This window comes from Enterobacter sp. 241F3 (genome assembly GCF_034106785.1).
Taxonomy (GTDB): domain Bacteria; phylum Pseudomonadota; class Gammaproteobacteria; order Enterobacterales; family Enterobacteriaceae; genus Enterobacter; species Enterobacter vonholyi.
Genome location: NZ_JAWNDD010000006.1, coordinates 144,334 through 158,643 on the forward strand (window position 1 = coordinate 144,334; position 14,310 = coordinate 158,643).

Below are 14,310 nucleotides of genomic sequence, written 5' to 3' on the forward strand. Positions count from 1 at the left end.
AGCTTTCGGGGGCTTCTCAGGATAGGAATAAGCGTCCTTTATCCGTATAATGCGCAGCCACATTCGTTTCAAGCCGGAGAATCCATCATGCGTCCATCAGGTCGTAGCGCCAATCAGGTGCGTCCCGTCACCCTGACCCGTAACTATACAAAACACGCTGAAGGCTCCGTGCTGGTTGAGTTTGGTGACACGAAGGTTCTGTGCACCGCGTCCATTGAAGAAGGCGTTCCGCGTTTCCTGAAAGGTCAGGGCCAGGGCTGGATCACCGCAGAGTACGGCATGCTGCCGCGTGCGACCCATACCCGAAACGCCCGCGAAGCGGCAAAGGGCAAGCAGGGCGGTCGTACCATGGAAATTCAGCGTCTGATCGCGCGTGCGCTGCGTGCAGCCGTTGATCTGAAAATCCTCGGCGAATTCACCATTACGCTGGACTGCGACGTTATTCAGGCAGACGGCGGTACGCGTACGGCGTCCATTACTGGCGCATGCGTGGCGCTGGCGGATGCCCTTAACAAGCTGGTTGCGGCCGGTAAGCTGAAAACCAACCCAATGAAAGGTATGGTTGCGGCGGTGTCCGTGGGTATCGTTAACGGTGAAGCGCTTTGCGATCTGGAATACGTTGAAGATTCTGCCGCCGAGACCGACATGAACGTGGTGATGACCGAAGACGGTCGCATCATTGAAGTACAGGGCACGGCGGAAGGCGAGCCGTTCACCCACGACGAGCTTCTCTCCCTGCTGGCGTTGGCCCGAGGGGGAATCGAATCCATTGTAACGACGCAGAAAGCGGCGTTAGAAAATTGATTTAAAAGGCGACCAATGAGTCGCCTTTTTTTTGCCTGTAAGACAGAAAAACCAAAGGAGCAAATCCATGAAATCGTATCAGCGCCAGTTTATTGAGTTTGCGCTTAACAAGCAGGTACTTAAGTTTGGCGAGTTTACGCTGAAATCCGGGCGTAAGAGTCCCTATTTCTTCAACGCCGGGCTGTTTAATACCGGGCGCGATCTGGCACTGTTAGGCCGTTTCTATGCCGAAGCGCTGGTGGATTCCGGGATTGATTTTGATCTGCTGTTTGGCCCGGCCTATAAAGGCATTCCGATTGCGACCACCACCGCGGTGGCGCTGGCGGAACACCATGACCGCGACGTGCCGTACTGTTTTAACCGCAAAGAGGCTAAAACCCACGGTGAAGGCGGGAATCTGGTCGGCAGCACACTGCAGGGCCGCGTCATGCTGGTCGATGACGTGATCACCGCGGGTACGGCGATCCGCGAATCGATGGAGATTATCCAGGCCAACGGTGCGACGCTTGCTGGCGTGCTGATTTCTCTGGATCGTCAGGAGCGTGGTCGCGGTGAAATTTCCGCTATTCAGGAAGTTGAGCGCGATTACAGCTGTAAAGTGACGTCGATTATCACCCTGAAAGAGCTGATTGCGTATCTGGAAGAGAAGCCTGAGATGGCGGACCATCTGGCGGCGGTACGTGCGTACCGGGAAGAGTTCGGGGTGTAGTTAAATTGCCCGGTGGCGCGACGCTTACCGGGCTTACGGATTACTGCAGCTGAGCAGCCACTAACGGCCAGCGGGCATCAAAATCGTCCGTTGGACGGTATTTGAATTCGCTACGCACAAACCGGGAGAGCATGCCTTCACAAAACGCCAGAATCTGGCTCGCCAGCAGCGTTTCATCAATGCTGTAACCTTCGCCCTCACGCATTTTCTTTTCGCGCAGTACCTGGCGCAGCTGCGCTTCAATTCGCTCGAAAAGCTGGTTAATGCGGCCCTGCAGTCTGTCCTGTTCAAACATCAGCGCGTGGCCGGTGAGGATACGGGTTAAGCCCGGATTGCGTTCACCGAAGCCCAGGATTAACAGCACAATCAGACGCAGACGCGCGGTGGTGTCTTTTTCATCTTTCAGAATCAGGTTGATGCGCGTGATCAGGCTGTCTTCAATGAATTCGATCAGGCTGTCGAACATCCGGGTTTTGCTCGGAAAATGACGGTACAGCGCCGCCTCAGACACGCCCACAGAGGCGGCCAGTTTAGCGGTGGTGATGCGTTGACTGCCATCGCTGGATTCAAGCATCAGAGCCAGAGATTGAAGTATTTCTTCGCGACGATTCCTTTTCGCGGTTTGTTTTTCTGCCATGTTACAAAATACCCCTGAAAATAAGCACTTGCCAGGCTGGCATCCACACAGCGACCGCAAACGGACGTTTGCGGTTTGTTATTGCATTATGACGCTGTGAGATACGTGTCTTTCGGGCCGTTATTTGCGCCCGGAATGGCCGAAGCCGCCTTCGCCACGGTCGGTGGCGTCAAAGTCTGCCACCAGGTTAAATTCTGCCTGTACCACCGGTACAAAGACCATCTGTGCGATACGCTCGCCTGGTTCAATGGTGAAGCTGTCCTGACCACGGTTCCAGACGGAGACCATCAGTTGACCCTGATAGTCGGAGTCAATCAGACCCACCAGGTTACCCAGCACAACGCCGTGCTTATGGCCCAGACCAGAACGCGGCAGGATCACCGCTGCCAGAGACGGGTCAGCAATGTGAATCGCCAGGCCAGTTGGAACCAGGGTAGTGGCACCCGGAGCCAGTTCTACGGCGTCATCGAGACAGGCGCGCAGGTCAAGACCGGCAGAGCCGGAGGTGGCATAGGTTGGCAGCGGGAATTGCTCGCCAACACGCGGGTCCAGAATCTTAACGTCGATTTTTTTCATCATAACGGGTAACGATCTCGTCCAGTAATTGTTGGCCCAGGAGTTCCTTGCGCTCAAGCGGTAAGACTTTATCTCCATCCTGCCAGAAAAGGTGCAGTGCGTTGCTGTCGCTGTTAAATCCCTGTGTGGCCAGCGATACGTCGTTCGCGCAAATCAAATCGAGGTTTTTGCGGGTACGTTTTTGCCGGGCATATTCTTCCACATTATTCGTTTCTGCGGCAAACCCAACAACGTATGGACGATGGCTTTTTAGTGCGGCGACACCGGCAACGATGTCCGGGTTTTTCACCATTTTTATTGTTAATTCATCGCCTTGCTTTTTAATTTTAGCCTCGGCGATCGTCTCGGCACGATAGTCTGCAACGGCTGCACAGCCGATAAAAATCTGCTGGCTTTGCGCATGTACCTGCACGGCGGCTTCCATCTCCAGCGCGGTGGTAACGTCAATTCGCTTCACAAACGCAGGGGTAGGCAGCGATACCGGGCCGCTCACCAGCGTGACGTTCGCGCCGCGCTTCGCCGCTGCGGCGGCAATGGCAAAACCCATCTTACCGGAGCTGTGATTGGTGATATAGCGCACCGGGTCCAGCGGTTCGCGCGTAGGGCCCGCGGTAATCATGATGTTGAGATGTTGCAGATCGTTGACAGGCGAAAAATGGGCGGCGGCCATATCAACAATCGTCAGCGGATCAAGCATGCGACCCGGGCCAACGTCGCCGCAGGCCTGGCTGCCGCTGTCCGGTCCCCAGATAAGCAGTCCGCGTGAGGCCAGCGTCTCAAGATTGTGCTGGGTGGCCGCATTACGGTACATCTGCTGGTTCATAGCAGGAACGACGGCAACAGGCGCAGGCGTGGCCAGACAAATGGTGGAAACCAGGTCGTTTGCCATACCGGCCGCCACCCGAGCGATTAAATCGGCCGTGGCGGGGGCGAGGATAACCAGGTCTGCCCATTTACCCAGTTCAATATGGCCCATCGCGGCTTCGGCGGCCGGATCGAGCAGGCTGTCAGAAACCGGGTATCCTGAAACGGCCTGCAGGCTCAGGGGAGTGATAAAGGCTTTACCGCCTTCGGTTATCGCGACCCGCACGTCAGCCCCTCGCTCGCGCAGGCGACGCACGAGGTCCGGCGCTTTATAAGCAGCAATGCCGCCGCTCACGCCAAGAACGATTTTTTTACCGGCCAGGCTCATCATGATTCTTTCCTGTTGGGTTTCACCAGAGAGCAGGCATTTTATCACAATCCCCAAAGCGGGGTGATTTTGTCCTTCGGCCACTTTGCGAGGCGCCACGCAAGAACGCAATGTGCTCGTCGAGCGACGGATTGGCCTGTGGCAGCATGAGGTTAAAAAAGGGAGAAAGAGCATGGAAGAAGAGGACGAGGAGCTGCTACCGCGCGAAAAACTGCTGCGCTATGGCGTCACCCTGTTAAAAGACGATGAACTGCTGGCGCTCTTTTTACGTACCGGAACGCCCGGAAAAACGGTATTTACGCTGGCTAAAGAGCTGATAGCACATTTCGGTTCGCTGTACGGTTTATTGACCGCCGATCTGGCGCAGTTTAAGCACGTTGAGGGAATTGGCGTGGCGAAATATGCCCAACTGAGGGGCATAGCTGAACTTGCCCGCCGTTTTTATAATGTCCGCATGGAGAAGGAAGATCCGATCCTGACGCCAGAAATGACGCGTGAATTCCTGCAAAGTCAGTTAACCGATATTGAACGCGAGATCTTTATGGTGATCTTTGTCGATAACAGAAATCGAGTGCTTAAACATAGCTGTCTCTTTGCGGGCACATTGAGCCACGTTGAGGTGCATCCGCGTGAAATTGTGCGGGAAGCGATAAAAGTGAATGCAGCGGGCGTGATCCTCGCGCATAATCACCCCTCTGGCTGTGCAGAACCGAGCAGAGCTGACAAAGAAATCACCGAGCGCATTATCAAATGCTGTCAATTCATGGACATTCGTGTGCTGGACCATCTGATAATTGGCCGCGGTGAGTACATTTCTTTCGCAGAACGTGGCTGGATTTAGGCTATTTCTCGCGATCCATCGGGATCTTTGTCTGTTCGGGACTTGAGCACACCGCCGAGTCAGCGTATACTACGCCACCTTTGAGAATCTCGGGTTTGGCATTTGGGCCTGGCAATCGAGAGTTCACTTAGAACTATGCGATGACCGGGCTGTAAAGCCTGACGAGGCGCCGATACCCCATACGAAGCTCGAGCTAATTTGATTTTTGGAGAATAGACATGTCCCGAGTCTGCCAAGTTACTGGCAAGCGTCCGGTGACCGGTAACAACCGTTCCCACGCACTGAACGCGACTAAACGCCGTTTCCTGCCGAACCTGCACTCTCACCGTTTCTGGGTTGAGAGCGAGAAGCGTTTTGTCACCCTGCGCGTATCTGCTAAAGGTATGCGTGTAATCGATAAGAAAGGCATCGATACAGTTCTGTCCGAACTGCGTGCCCGTGGCGAAAAGTACTAAGTACTTAAAGAGGAAATAAATCATGGCTAAAGGTATTCGCGAGAAAATCAAGCTGGTTTCTTCTGCTGGTACAGGTCACTTCTACACCACCACGAAGAACAAACGTACTAAGCCGGAAAAACTGGAATTGAAAAAATTCGATCCAGTTGTACGCCAGCACGTACTGTACAAAGAAGCTAAAATCAAATAATTTTAGTCTCCTTGTAACGAAAAACCCCGCAACTGCGGGGTTTTTTGCATTCTGTATCTCAACGGAGGAACCATGCCTGAATTACCTGAGGTAGAAACCAGCCGCCGCGGTATTGAGCCCCATCTGGTCGGTGCGACGATTCTTCACGCGGTGATCCGCAATGGACGTCTGCGCTGGCCGGTGTCCGATGAGATCCACGCGTTAAGTGACAAACCCGTCCTGAGCGTACAGCGTCGCGCGAAATACCTGCTGCTGGAGCTGCCCGACGGCTGGATCATTATCCACCTGGGGATGTCCGGAAGCCTGCGCATTCTTACCGAAGAACTGCCTGCGGAAAAGCACGACCACGTCGATCTGGTGATGAGCAACGGCAAAGTGCTCCGTTATACCGACCCACGGCGCTTTGGCGCGTGGCTGTGGACGAAAGAGCTGGAAGGGCATAACGTGCTCGCGCATCTGGGCCCTGAGCCGCTCTCAGACGCGTTTAACGCGGAATACCTGAAAGCGAAGTGCGCGAAAAAGAAAAGCCCGATTAAGCCGTGGCTGATGGATAACAAGCTGGTGGTCGGCGTGGGGAATATCTATGCCAGCGAATCGCTGTTTGCCGCCGGGATCCATCCCGATCGGCTAGCCTCTTCGCTGTCGGCGGAGGAGTGTGAGCTGCTGGTCCGCGTGATTAAAGCCGTATTGCTGCGCTCGATTGAACAGGGGGGAACAACGCTGAAGGACTTCCTGCAAAGTGACGGCAAGCCGGGCTATTTTGCCCAGGAGCTGCAGGTGTATGGCCGTAAAGGCGAACCGTGCAGAGTCTGCGGCACGCCAGTGATTGCCACGAAGCACGCCCAGCGCGCCACGTTCTACTGCCGTCAGTGCCAGAAATAGCGCTACTTGAGCTTTTCCATCAACGCCTGGTGGACGTTAACCGGCAGGAAATGGGTAACGTCCCCATGATGGCGCGCCACCTCTTTTACCAGCGTGGACGAGATAAACGACCACTCTTTGGAGGGCATCAGGAACACGCTTTCCAGCTCCGGCATCAGGTGGCGGTTCATGTGCGCCAGCTGCATCTCATACTCGAAGTCTGCTACCGCGCGTAAACCTCGGATCAGAATATTGGCCTGCTGAGCGCGGGCGAAGTTAGCCATCAGATCGCTAAACCCGACCACCTCAACATTCGGTAGGTGCGAAATGGCATCGGTGGCGAGCTGCACGCGCTCGTTGAGATCAAACATCGGCTTTTTGCTGGGGCTGGCGGCAATGGCCAGGATCACCTTATCGAACATGCTCGCCGCACGGGTGATGATATCAAGATGACCGTTGGTGATCGGATCGAAGGTACCCGGATAAATCGCTTTTGTGCTCATGGCTCACGTTTTCTCTGAGTAGCCGCGGCAGAGCGCCCACAGCTCGGTGTATTTGTTGAAAGTATACTGGGCATTTACTACCGCGAGTAACCAGCCCTGCTTACCGTCCAGCACGCCACCACGCAGCAGCAGCGTTTTCAGAAACGCGCCCAGCGTGTGGGTGAAGATACCCGTCAGCGAGGCCTTCTTGCCGCGCTGGTGACGCTCCTGCGCCCATGCGGTGGCATAGTTGAGCTGTTTACGCTGGAAGCTCGCGAAATCACGGCAGGTCAGATGCAGCAAATCGCCCCTCAGGGGGATGACCTGGGCGCTATCGCAGCTCAGGGATTCATGAACCAGATTGTCATTGTACTGATACCGCTCGCGCTCGTAGAGGCGCATGACGCGATCGGGATACCAGCCGCTGTGGCGCATAAAACGACCAAGGAAGTAGTTGCGGCGGGCAATGCTGTATACGGCGCCAGGCTGGGGCGAAGAAAGCACCGCCTGAATGGCCTGCTGAAGCTCCGGCGTGATGCGTTCGTCGGTGTCGAGCATCAATACATAATCACCGGTGGCATACCCCTGCGCGCGCTGGCGCTGGATGCCATAGCCTTGCCAGTCCGTATCGGTAAAGACTTTTGCGCCCGCAGCCCGGGCAACGTCTACCGTATCATCCGTACTTCCGGAGTCGAGCACGACAATCTCGTCAGCCCAGGCAACCGACGCCAGGCAGTCCGGAAGCAGGTCGGCGGCGTTTTTGGCGATCATCACGACCGACAGACGCGTTGACATTAGTGGCTCCGCTGAGGCAGATAAGGTTGCAGAAGCTGCAGCAGACGGGTCAGTGCGCCCTGGTTCTGGTGCAGCACTTCGACGGCATGGCGGCCGTACCACAGGCGATAATCTTCGTCAGTCAGAAGGGTCGATACTTCTTTGACCACCGAATCCGCATCGGTCACGGTAATTAAACCATCGGCCTGCTGTAATTTCGCGCAGATGTCTTTGAAGTTAAACGTGTGCGGTCCCATCAGCACCGGAATGGCGTGGGCTGCTGGCTCCAGCGGATTATGGCCTCCGCGCTCGACCAGGCTACCACCGACAAACGCGAGGTCAGCAATGCCGTACAGCAGCATCAGTTCGCCCATCGTATCGCCAATCACCACCTGGGTGCTGCCGGAAGGGATTTCACCGCTGCTGCGCAGAGTGAAGCTGAAGCCGCCTTTCTGGACCATTTCACGGGCATCTTTAAAACGCTCCGGATGGCGAGGCACAAGGATCAGCAGTAAATCAGGGAATTTTTCCAGCAGCTTGCGGTGAGCCTGCAGGATGATCTCTTCTTCGCCATCATGGGTACTGGTTGCAATCCAGACCTGACGACGTGGAGCCCACTGGCGACGCAGCGTGATGGCGCGAGCGGCGAGTTCAGGGGTTACAGAAATATCAAATTTCAGGCTTCCCGTTACCGCAAGCTGGTTGCGTTTCAGGCCCAAAGAGATAAAGCGTGCTGCATCTTCTTCATTCTGCGCGGCAATCAGCGTGATCTTACTGAGCAGGCGGCGCATAAATTTACCCAGCTTGCCGTAACCTTTCGCCGAGCGCTCTGAGAGACGCGCGTTGGCAATGACCAGCGGGATTTTACGGGCATGCAGGGCGGAAATCATGTTCGGCCACAGTTCGGTTTCCATCACGATCACCAGCTTCGGGCGCACGGTGTTGAGGAAACGATTCATGGCGCAGGGCAGATCGTAAGGCAGATAAACATGCTGCACGTCTTTACCGAAAGCGGATAACGCGCGCTCCGAGCCGGTTGGCGTCATCGTCGTGACGGTGATTGGCAGTGAAGGGTAGCGGTGACGCAGGGCACGAACCAGCGGGATCGCCGCCAGCGTTTCACCAACAGAAACGGAATGCAGCAAAATACCGTCCGGTACGACTTTATTGCGGCAGAAGCCATAGCGTTCAGCCCAGCGTTTGCGATACGCAGGCGCTTTCCGGCTACGAAGCAACAGTCTCAGCCACACCAGTGGCTGAATGATGTAGAGCAGAGCGGTATACAACAATTCCAAGCGATTATCCGTTTTTTTAGTTTCGGCGGGCAAATTCTAAGCATTTAGGCCAGGTAAAGCTATCTCTTATGCCAGATACCGTTTCAAACGGAAATAACGTCTACCCAGCCGCCAGCGCAGACGCGGACTTTTTGCACTTTTCCAGATGAGTTTCCAGATGCCTGTTTCGAAGAACTCTTTAATAATCATTGATTTCTTCTTCTCATCCTTCATGTTGTCGAAGGTGTGAATAATTCCCAGCCCCTCTTTGGCAATTTGCCAGTGGCAGGCAGGGATCCCTTTTACCTTATCCGGGTAACGCTGATTAATGGCGTCGAGCATCTGCAGGATTTTCATGTAGTGACGCGCGGAACGAATCAGCGTGTCGTCATTGTCCGGCATATGGGACACCGATGCAGAGTGAATGTAGTAGTCGTAATAACGTTCACTGGTGTACTGAACCCGCTCTGCCGCGAGCAGCACTTCGGTGGTCCACGGAATATCCTGATGGCGCAGGCCGGGTTCAAAATGGAAGCTGTGTTTACGGATAAAGTCGTGGCGATAGATGTTCAGCCAGGTGACGTGAAGGAATTTGCGAGAATCCAACGCCATTTTTAACCACGCAGGGCCAGCCATGACCCCTGTCGAAGCCAGTTTGTCTTCAGGAAAAATCGGGCGCGAGGGTTTCTTGTTATTCTCCCAGACGTAGTTCCCGTTACAGGTGGCGACATCCAGATCCTGCGTGACGGCCATATCCAGCAGGCGCTGGTACATGCCTGGCTTAAAGACATCATCAATATCCGGGAAAGAGAGATATTGACCCGTCGCAACGGCCAGACCGGTATTACGCGCGATGGATACACCCTGGTTTTGCTGTTCTATGACCTGCATCTGCGGCAGTTTTTCTCGCCATTTCTCGACGATTTCCATCGAGCGGTCAGTAGAGCCGTCATTGACAATGATGACTTCCATGCTGTCGATGAGTTGATTGACAAGGCAGGTAAAGAACTGATCCAGAAAAGCTTCACCGTTATAAACGGCAACCACCACGCTTAACAATGGGGCTGAATTTTGCATAAAAAACCTGATTATTTTTGATTGTCGACCAGAGCAATATATTGCTGGCAAATGGCACTGATACCGAACGACGCGATGGTTGCATCGCCAACGACCGGCGGGGCGGTATAAATATCCGCCAGCGTTTTTGCTAGTGACGCGTCATTTAACTCTGCCAGCCCGCGCGCTAAAGCCCCGGTAAGGATTTCGGCAGGGCCTCCTGGGCAATTTGTGCTGACCGGTGGCGTCTGGCAGATAATGGCTTCGACCAGCACATTACCAAAACCTTCGCAGTCAGAACTTAACACTAAAAGGCGTGCCCCTTTAATCCAGGGATAGGGATTGGACTCGAACTGGCGGAAAACCGTTTTGTTTTCAATGCCCAAATCGCGGGCAAGCTGCTTGAGTTTTTGAATTTGAGCGTCAGATCCATTGCCCATCATGACCAGCGTTGTGTCAATTTTACTCAGGGCGAACGCACGTAAGAGACGGTCGTGGCGTTTGTGCTCATGGAAGCGGCCAACATGAATGATGTAATCCTTTCCCTGCATCTCGAAGGGCGCATCCGCCAGACGCTGAATTTCAGGAATATCGAAAGGATTATGGATAACCGCTTTGCGTCGAAGATTGAGTGCCAGCGTCTCGGAAAGATCGTTCAACACGGCGCCTGAGACGGCAACGACGTTGCGGTTTTCGTAGGTATGACGAATTTTAAGATGTTTAAACCAGCGCGAAAGCCCGCTGCGATGGCGAAGATAGGAGAACGAGAACATGCCATGCACGCAGAACCAAACTTTGTTACGTTCAAGGGCGCGGCAGTGCGCCACAATCCGGTCTGTTTTGTGCAGATGAGAGAACACCACATCAAATTTGTCGCTGCGTTCAGCCCGCTCAATAGCTTGATCCAGCAATTGGGCGCGGCGTGGAATTTCCGTCAGCTTTCGCCACGGTTTTTTACATGTGTCCTGAACAACCTGATAATCGATGCCCTCCGGGATGGCGTAGTCGCACACTTTTCGCAGAGAGAATAGAGAGACCTGATGCCCCATATCTATTAATCCGCGGGAGAGTGTAAGAACCGTTTTTTCAGCTCCTCCACCGGGTAAACCATCAATAATCATTAGGATGCGCATTTTTAATCCAGTAATTTTTGATAAAGCGTAATAAGCTGACTTGACAGTTTTTCGGGAGTGGCGTCTTTTACACGTTCACGTGCCGCTCGTCCCATATTGTTATTTTTTTCCAGTGAAGGGATAGCGGCTACCGCTTCCTTCAATGTACTGATATCAAGCGCGTCACAATAAAATCCGTTCTGGCCTTGTTGAATAAACTCTGCACCACCGCAACTCTCTGAAGTAATGACGGGCAAGCCGCAGGCCATCGCTTCAAGAATAACGTTAGGAAAGGGATCATACAGCGTTGGTAACAGTAAACCATCGGATAGCTGATAAAAAGGCAGAGTTTCTTTTTGCACCCCCAGGAAACGGATTTGCCCCTCGCAGCCTAACGAACGGGCGAGGTCGCGATAACGATTTTCTGCTTTATCTTGTCCAACCACAATCAGCCAGGCTGATGTTCCAGCAATAGCGCGTATGGCGCTCGCCAAGCCTTTTCGTTCAAACCCTGATCCTACAAAACAGAACACCACCGCATTGACCGGCAAACCAAATTGTTGGCGCAAAATCGCACGTTGCGCCGCCTGAGCCGGAATGAATCGGCTGGAATCAATAGAATTATAAATCACATGAATTTTATTTGCGTCAATATCAAAGTCTTCAACGATTTCGCGTTTGATCATCTCCGCATTACAAATTACGGCTTTTAACTCAGGTGCCTGATACATGTCCCGTTCCGCGCGCATCACGTAGCGGTGATAGCGGTCATACATCAGCATTTGCGCACGCCAGGCAGGTAAAATGCGCGCGCGCTGAAGCAGCCAGCGGCGATGCACTCCATCACCCGCGCGATAGATATCACAACCCGGGATGCGCTCATGGCTTTGAACAATATCAAACTGCTGTTGCTGCCACAGCGCGCGCGCGGCTTGTGCAAACCCGCGTTCTCGACTGATGCGGCCCCATTTTTGAGGGTTGCAAATGTGGATATGCCAGTCGTCTTGCTTCTCTCCCTGCCACTCACGCGTGATGACGTTGAGTTCAAGGTTCTGATTGCTCAATGCGGTGAGAGCTCGCGAAACGAAGCGCTCTGCCCCGCCATCAGGGCGATATTTTTGGCGAACAATGGCCAGACGATGGTTTTTCATGACAGATATCTCCTTGCAGCGGAGACGACTGCATCAACAGGAATGGCATCGAGATAGCGTTCTTTCGTTTTAGTATCAATGGCATCCGGATCGGGCAGCGGGCCGTAATCGCCGGCCCAGATCACTTCCCCTTTAACCTGCCACGGTGACCAGAATGTCAGTTTTGATGGACCAAACAATGCCACGCAGGGCGTTTGCAGCGCGGCGGCCATATGCATTGGAACGGAGTCAACGCCAATAAACAGAGAGGCATGATCGATAAGCGATGCCAGTTGACGCAGCGTCAACTGGCCTGCCAGCGAAACCACGCCGGTTTTGGGTGCGGCAGCGAGAATGCGATCGATCATCGCCAGCTCTTTTTTATCCGGCCCCGCGGTGAGCACAATCGTATGACCATCCTGCTGCAGAGCAGTCATGGTTTGCGCCATCTTGTCTTCGCTCCAGCATTTAAAGAACCAGCGGGACGTCGGTTGGATCACGATATAGCTGTCGCCCACACCTTTCTGCGTCAATCTTTGACGGGCATGATCCCAGTCTTCTTCGGTGTAGGCCATGGTTACGGCAGGCTGTGGCGCGATCGGCAATGGTGCCAAAATGGAGAGATTCTGTTCGACCGTATGCAGGGATTTATGGCCGTCGACAGAGACCAGATCGGTATGACAAAAACGCCAGAACGCACTATTGCGTTTGTTAAACGCAAATCCGAGGCGAACGGGGGCACCGGTGAAACGGGTAACGATCGCGCTACGCCATTGATCGGCAAGGTTAATTACCAGATGATAATGCTGATTTCTTAACGCACACAACAACTGCCACTCTTTTTGAAGATGCTTCAGCGTGCCCAGCTGTTTCCATTTGCGATCAATTCCATAAATTGTACCGATCGCTGGATGCGCGGCGAGCATATCGCGGGTTTCTTCATACAGCAGGACATCAATCTGCGCCTGCGGCCATTTTTGACGTAACGAATCAATGACGGGAGTGGTCAGCAACATGTCGCCATGATGGCGGAGTTTGATAAGTAAAATGCGCAAATCAGGTGTGTCAGGTAAGTTATTCATCATCATCTTATCGGCGTTGTACTGATGGCAATTCTAATAGACCTGTTAGCGACTTGCACTCTTTCTCCATAATCTCAGTAATTTCCCTGGAAGGGTTTACTCATGCTTTGGAGAGTGCGTAACATAGCGCTAACTTTCCTGTCTTGCGGACTCATTATGAACAAACCAGCGTTTATCATCACAATTGATACTGAGGGCGATAATCTCTGGCAAAATCACCGCGTCATTAAAACGGAAAACGCGCGCTATCTGGCGCGTTTCCAGACGCTTTGCGAGCGTTTCGGCTTTAAGCCCGTCTGGCTGACCAATTATGAGATGGCGATCGAGCCCGTTTTCATCGAATTCGCAAGGGACGCGATCGCCCGCGGTCAGGGGGAGGTGGGAATGCACCTCCACGCATGGAATAGCCCGCCGGAACACGATCTCACGGGAGATGACTGGCGCTGGCAGCCTTATCTGATTGAATTTTCCGATGAGATGATGCGCGAGAAAGTGCTGTTCATGACCCAACTGCTGGAAGAGACCTTCCAGACCAAAATGTTAAGCCACCGTGCCGGACGTTGGGCATTTGACAGTCGCTATGCAAAATTGCTCGTTGAACTGGGTTACCAGGTTGATTGCTCCGTGACGCCACGCGTGAACTGGCGCAATGCGAAAGGCGCCCCGCAGGGCAATGGCGGAACGGATTACCAGCATTTCCCCGACCACGCCTATTTCATGGACTTAGACAATATTTCCCGGGCAGGTAATAGCCCATTACTCGAAGTGCCGATGAGCATTCAGTATAAACACCCGGCGTGGTTGAACACGATCAAACAGGGTTACGATCGGCTTCGGGGTAAATACCGTTCCCCGTCCGTCAACTGGCTAAGACCGTCCGGTGGGAATGCGGCGCAAATGATTCAGGTCGCACAGCAATGCCTGTCGCAGGGAAATGAGTACGTGGAGTTTATGCTTCATTCGTCGGAATTTATGCCAGGCGGAAGTCCTACGTTTAAAGATGAGGCAGCGATAGAAGGGTTGTATCAGGATTTAGAAACGCTCTTTGGCTGGTTATCCGATAAGACGGTAGGGATGACGCTGGCGGAGTTTTATCAATACAAGAAAAAATAATGCCCGCAAGGCGGGCACTATC

At 53.6% G+C, this 14,310-nt stretch carries 17 protein-coding genes; 7 read left to right on the forward strand and 10 right to left on the reverse strand.

The genetic code is table 11. The features are described 5' to 3' along the window. Positions 1–87: 87 nt before the first annotated feature. Together rph and pyrE are read left to right on the forward strand one after the other, a co-directional pair. Positions 88–804: a ribonuclease PH gene (gene rph / locus UR504_RS16465; protein ID WP_048975619.1), complete on the forward strand. Its 717-nt coding sequence runs from the start codon at positions 88–90 to the stop codon at positions 802–804. A gap of 67 nt (positions 805–871) precedes the next feature. Continuing rightward, the gene (gene pyrE / locus UR504_RS16470) at positions 872–1,513 is read left to right on the forward strand and encodes an orotate phosphoribosyltransferase (protein ID WP_111964296.1); all 642 of its coding nucleotides are present in this window, start codon (positions 872–874) and stop codon (positions 1,511–1,513) included. A gap of 40 nt (positions 1,514–1,553) precedes the next feature. Here pyrE and slmA read toward each other — a convergent pair whose 3' ends face one another. The 3 genes from slmA to coaBC all read right to left on the reverse strand — a co-directional run bounded on the left by slmA (position 1,554) and on the right by coaBC (position 3,918). Next, complete coding sequence (gene slmA / locus UR504_RS16475; RefSeq protein ID WP_008502690.1) at positions 1,554–2,150, reverse strand: nucleoid occlusion factor SlmA; 597 nt, start codon at positions 2,148–2,150, stop codon at positions 1,554–1,556. A gap of 120 nt (positions 2,151–2,270) precedes the next feature. Further along, complete coding sequence (gene dut / locus UR504_RS16480; protein WP_008502691.1) at positions 2,271–2,729, reverse strand: dUTP diphosphatase; 459 nt, start codon at positions 2,727–2,729, stop codon at positions 2,271–2,273. Continuing rightward, entirely contained in the window at positions 2,707–3,918 is a 1,212-nt protein-coding gene (gene coaBC / locus UR504_RS16485; protein ID WP_302237305.1) for a bifunctional phosphopantothenoylcysteine decarboxylase/phosphopantothenate--cysteine ligase CoaBC, read from the reverse strand. The genes dut and coaBC overlap by 23 nt, the downstream gene beginning before the upstream one ends. 172 nt (positions 3,919–4,090) lie before the next feature. On the opposite strand from coaBC, the gene radC reads away from it, so the two are divergent. The 4 genes from radC (at position 4,091) to mutM (ending at position 6,286) form a co-directional block, all read left to right on the forward strand. After that, a complete protein-coding gene (gene radC / locus UR504_RS16490) occupies positions 4,091–4,759 on the forward strand; it encodes a RadC family protein (RefSeq protein ID WP_115876713.1) in 669 nt (222 codons plus the stop codon). A 218-nt stretch (positions 4,760–4,977) separates the two neighbouring features. Continuing rightward, the gene (gene rpmB / locus UR504_RS16495; protein WP_002436699.1) at positions 4,978–5,214 is read left to right on the forward strand and encodes a 50S ribosomal protein L28; all 237 of its coding nucleotides are present in this window, start codon (positions 4,978–4,980) and stop codon (positions 5,212–5,214) included. A gap of 22 nt (positions 5,215–5,236) precedes the next feature. Then, the gene (gene rpmG, locus UR504_RS16500; RefSeq protein ID WP_003024094.1) at positions 5,237–5,404 is read left to right on the forward strand and encodes a 50S ribosomal protein L33; all 168 of its coding nucleotides are present in this window, start codon (positions 5,237–5,239) and stop codon (positions 5,402–5,404) included. Positions 5,405–5,476: 72 nt separating this feature from the next. Beyond that, entirely contained in the window at positions 5,477–6,286 is an 810-nt protein-coding gene (mutM, locus tag UR504_RS16505) for a bifunctional DNA-formamidopyrimidine glycosylase/DNA-(apurinic or apyrimidinic site) lyase (protein ID WP_111964297.1), read from the forward strand. 2 nt (positions 6,287–6,288) lie between these two features. Here mutM and coaD read toward each other — a convergent pair whose 3' ends face one another. The 7 genes from coaD to rfaQ all read right to left on the reverse strand — a co-directional run bounded on the left by coaD (position 6,289) and on the right by rfaQ (position 13,181). Beyond that, positions 6,289–6,768, reverse strand: coding sequence for a pantetheine-phosphate adenylyltransferase (gene coaD, locus UR504_RS16510; RefSeq protein WP_111964298.1), 480 nt, complete (start codon positions 6,766–6,768; stop codon positions 6,289–6,291). Positions 6,769–6,771: 3 nt separating this feature from the next. Continuing rightward, the gene (locus UR504_RS16515) at positions 6,772–7,542 is read right to left on the reverse strand and encodes a glycosyltransferase family 2 protein (protein ID WP_115876711.1); all 771 of its coding nucleotides are present in this window, start codon (positions 7,540–7,542) and stop codon (positions 6,772–6,774) included. Continuing rightward, positions 7,542–8,816 (reverse strand): lipid IV(A) 3-deoxy-D-manno-octulosonic acid transferase, encoded by a 1,275-nt coding sequence (gene waaA / locus UR504_RS16520; protein ID WP_029740803.1) that lies wholly within the window; start codon positions 8,814–8,816, stop codon positions 7,542–7,544. The genes UR504_RS16515 and waaA overlap by 1 nt, the downstream gene beginning before the upstream one ends. 66 nt (positions 8,817–8,882) lie before the next feature. Beyond that, positions 8,883–9,872: a glycosyltransferase gene (locus tag UR504_RS16525; protein ID WP_302237251.1), complete on the reverse strand. Its 990-nt coding sequence runs from the start codon at positions 9,870–9,872 to the stop codon at positions 8,883–8,885. An 11-nt stretch (positions 9,873–9,883) separates the two neighbouring features. Further along, complete coding sequence (locus tag UR504_RS16530) at positions 9,884–10,984, reverse strand: glycosyltransferase (RefSeq protein WP_302237254.1); 1,101 nt, start codon at positions 10,982–10,984, stop codon at positions 9,884–9,886. Positions 10,985–10,986: 2 nt separating this feature from the next. Continuing rightward, positions 10,987–12,114, reverse strand: coding sequence for a glycosyltransferase family 4 protein (locus UR504_RS16535; RefSeq protein ID WP_127729119.1), 1,128 nt, complete (start codon positions 12,112–12,114; stop codon positions 10,987–10,989). Beyond that, positions 12,111–13,181, reverse strand: coding sequence for a putative lipopolysaccharide heptosyltransferase III (gene rfaQ / locus UR504_RS16540; RefSeq protein WP_115876707.1), 1,071 nt, complete (start codon positions 13,179–13,181; stop codon positions 12,111–12,113). Before rfaQ ends, UR504_RS16535 begins: the two co-directional genes overlap by 4 nt. A gap of 150 nt (positions 13,182–13,331) precedes the next feature. On the opposite strand from rfaQ, the gene UR504_RS16545 reads away from it, so the two are divergent. Next, positions 13,332–14,288, forward strand: a complete 957-nt coding sequence (locus UR504_RS16545; RefSeq protein ID WP_274241564.1) for a polysaccharide deacetylase family protein — start codon at positions 13,332–13,334, stop codon at positions 14,286–14,288. Positions 14,289–14,310: the final 22 nt, after the last annotated feature.

Coding starts and splice junctions, on each gene's coding strand:
- UR504_RS16545 (WP_274241564.1), top strand. CDS start 13,332: ATGAACAAACCAGCGTTTATCATCACAATTGATACTGAGGGCGATAAT.
- dut (WP_008502691.1), bottom strand. CDS start 2,729: ATGATGAAAAAAATCGACGTTAAGATTCTGGACCCGCGTGTTGGCGAG.
- radC (WP_115876713.1), top strand. CDS start 4,091: ATGGAAGAAGAGGACGAGGAGCTGCTACCGCGCGAAAAACTGCTGCGC.
- coaD (WP_111964298.1), bottom strand. CDS start 6,768: ATGAGCACAAAAGCGATTTATCCGGGTACCTTCGATCCGATCACCAAC.
- rfaQ (WP_115876707.1), bottom strand. CDS start 13,181: ATGATGATGAATAACTTACCTGACACACCTGATTTGCGCATTTTACTT.
- slmA (WP_008502690.1), bottom strand. CDS start 2,150: ATGGCAGAAAAACAAACCGCGAAAAGGAATCGTCGCGAAGAAATACTT.
- UR504_RS16535 (WP_127729119.1), bottom strand. CDS start 12,114: ATGAAAAACCATCGTCTGGCCATTGTTCGCCAAAAATATCGCCCTGAT.
- UR504_RS16515 (WP_115876711.1), bottom strand. CDS start 7,542: ATGTCAACGCGTCTGTCGGTCGTGATGATCGCCAAAAACGCCGCCGAC.
- coaBC (WP_302237305.1), bottom strand. CDS start 3,918: ATGAGCCTGGCCGGTAAAAAAATCGTTCTTGGCGTGAGCGGCGGCATT.
- UR504_RS16530 (WP_302237254.1), bottom strand. CDS start 10,984: ATGCGCATCCTAATGATTATTGATGGTTTACCCGGTGGAGGAGCTGAA.
- mutM (WP_111964297.1), top strand. CDS start 5,477: ATGCCTGAATTACCTGAGGTAGAAACCAGCCGCCGCGGTATTGAGCCC.
- pyrE (WP_111964296.1), top strand. CDS start 872: ATGAAATCGTATCAGCGCCAGTTTATTGAGTTTGCGCTTAACAAGCAG.
- rph (WP_048975619.1), top strand. CDS start 88: ATGCGTCCATCAGGTCGTAGCGCCAATCAGGTGCGTCCCGTCACCCTG.
- rpmG (WP_003024094.1), top strand. CDS start 5,237: ATGGCTAAAGGTATTCGCGAGAAAATCAAGCTGGTTTCTTCTGCTGGT.
- UR504_RS16525 (WP_302237251.1), bottom strand. CDS start 9,872: ATGCAAAATTCAGCCCCATTGTTAAGCGTGGTGGTTGCCGTTTATAAC.
- rpmB (WP_002436699.1), top strand. CDS start 4,978: ATGTCCCGAGTCTGCCAAGTTACTGGCAAGCGTCCGGTGACCGGTAAC.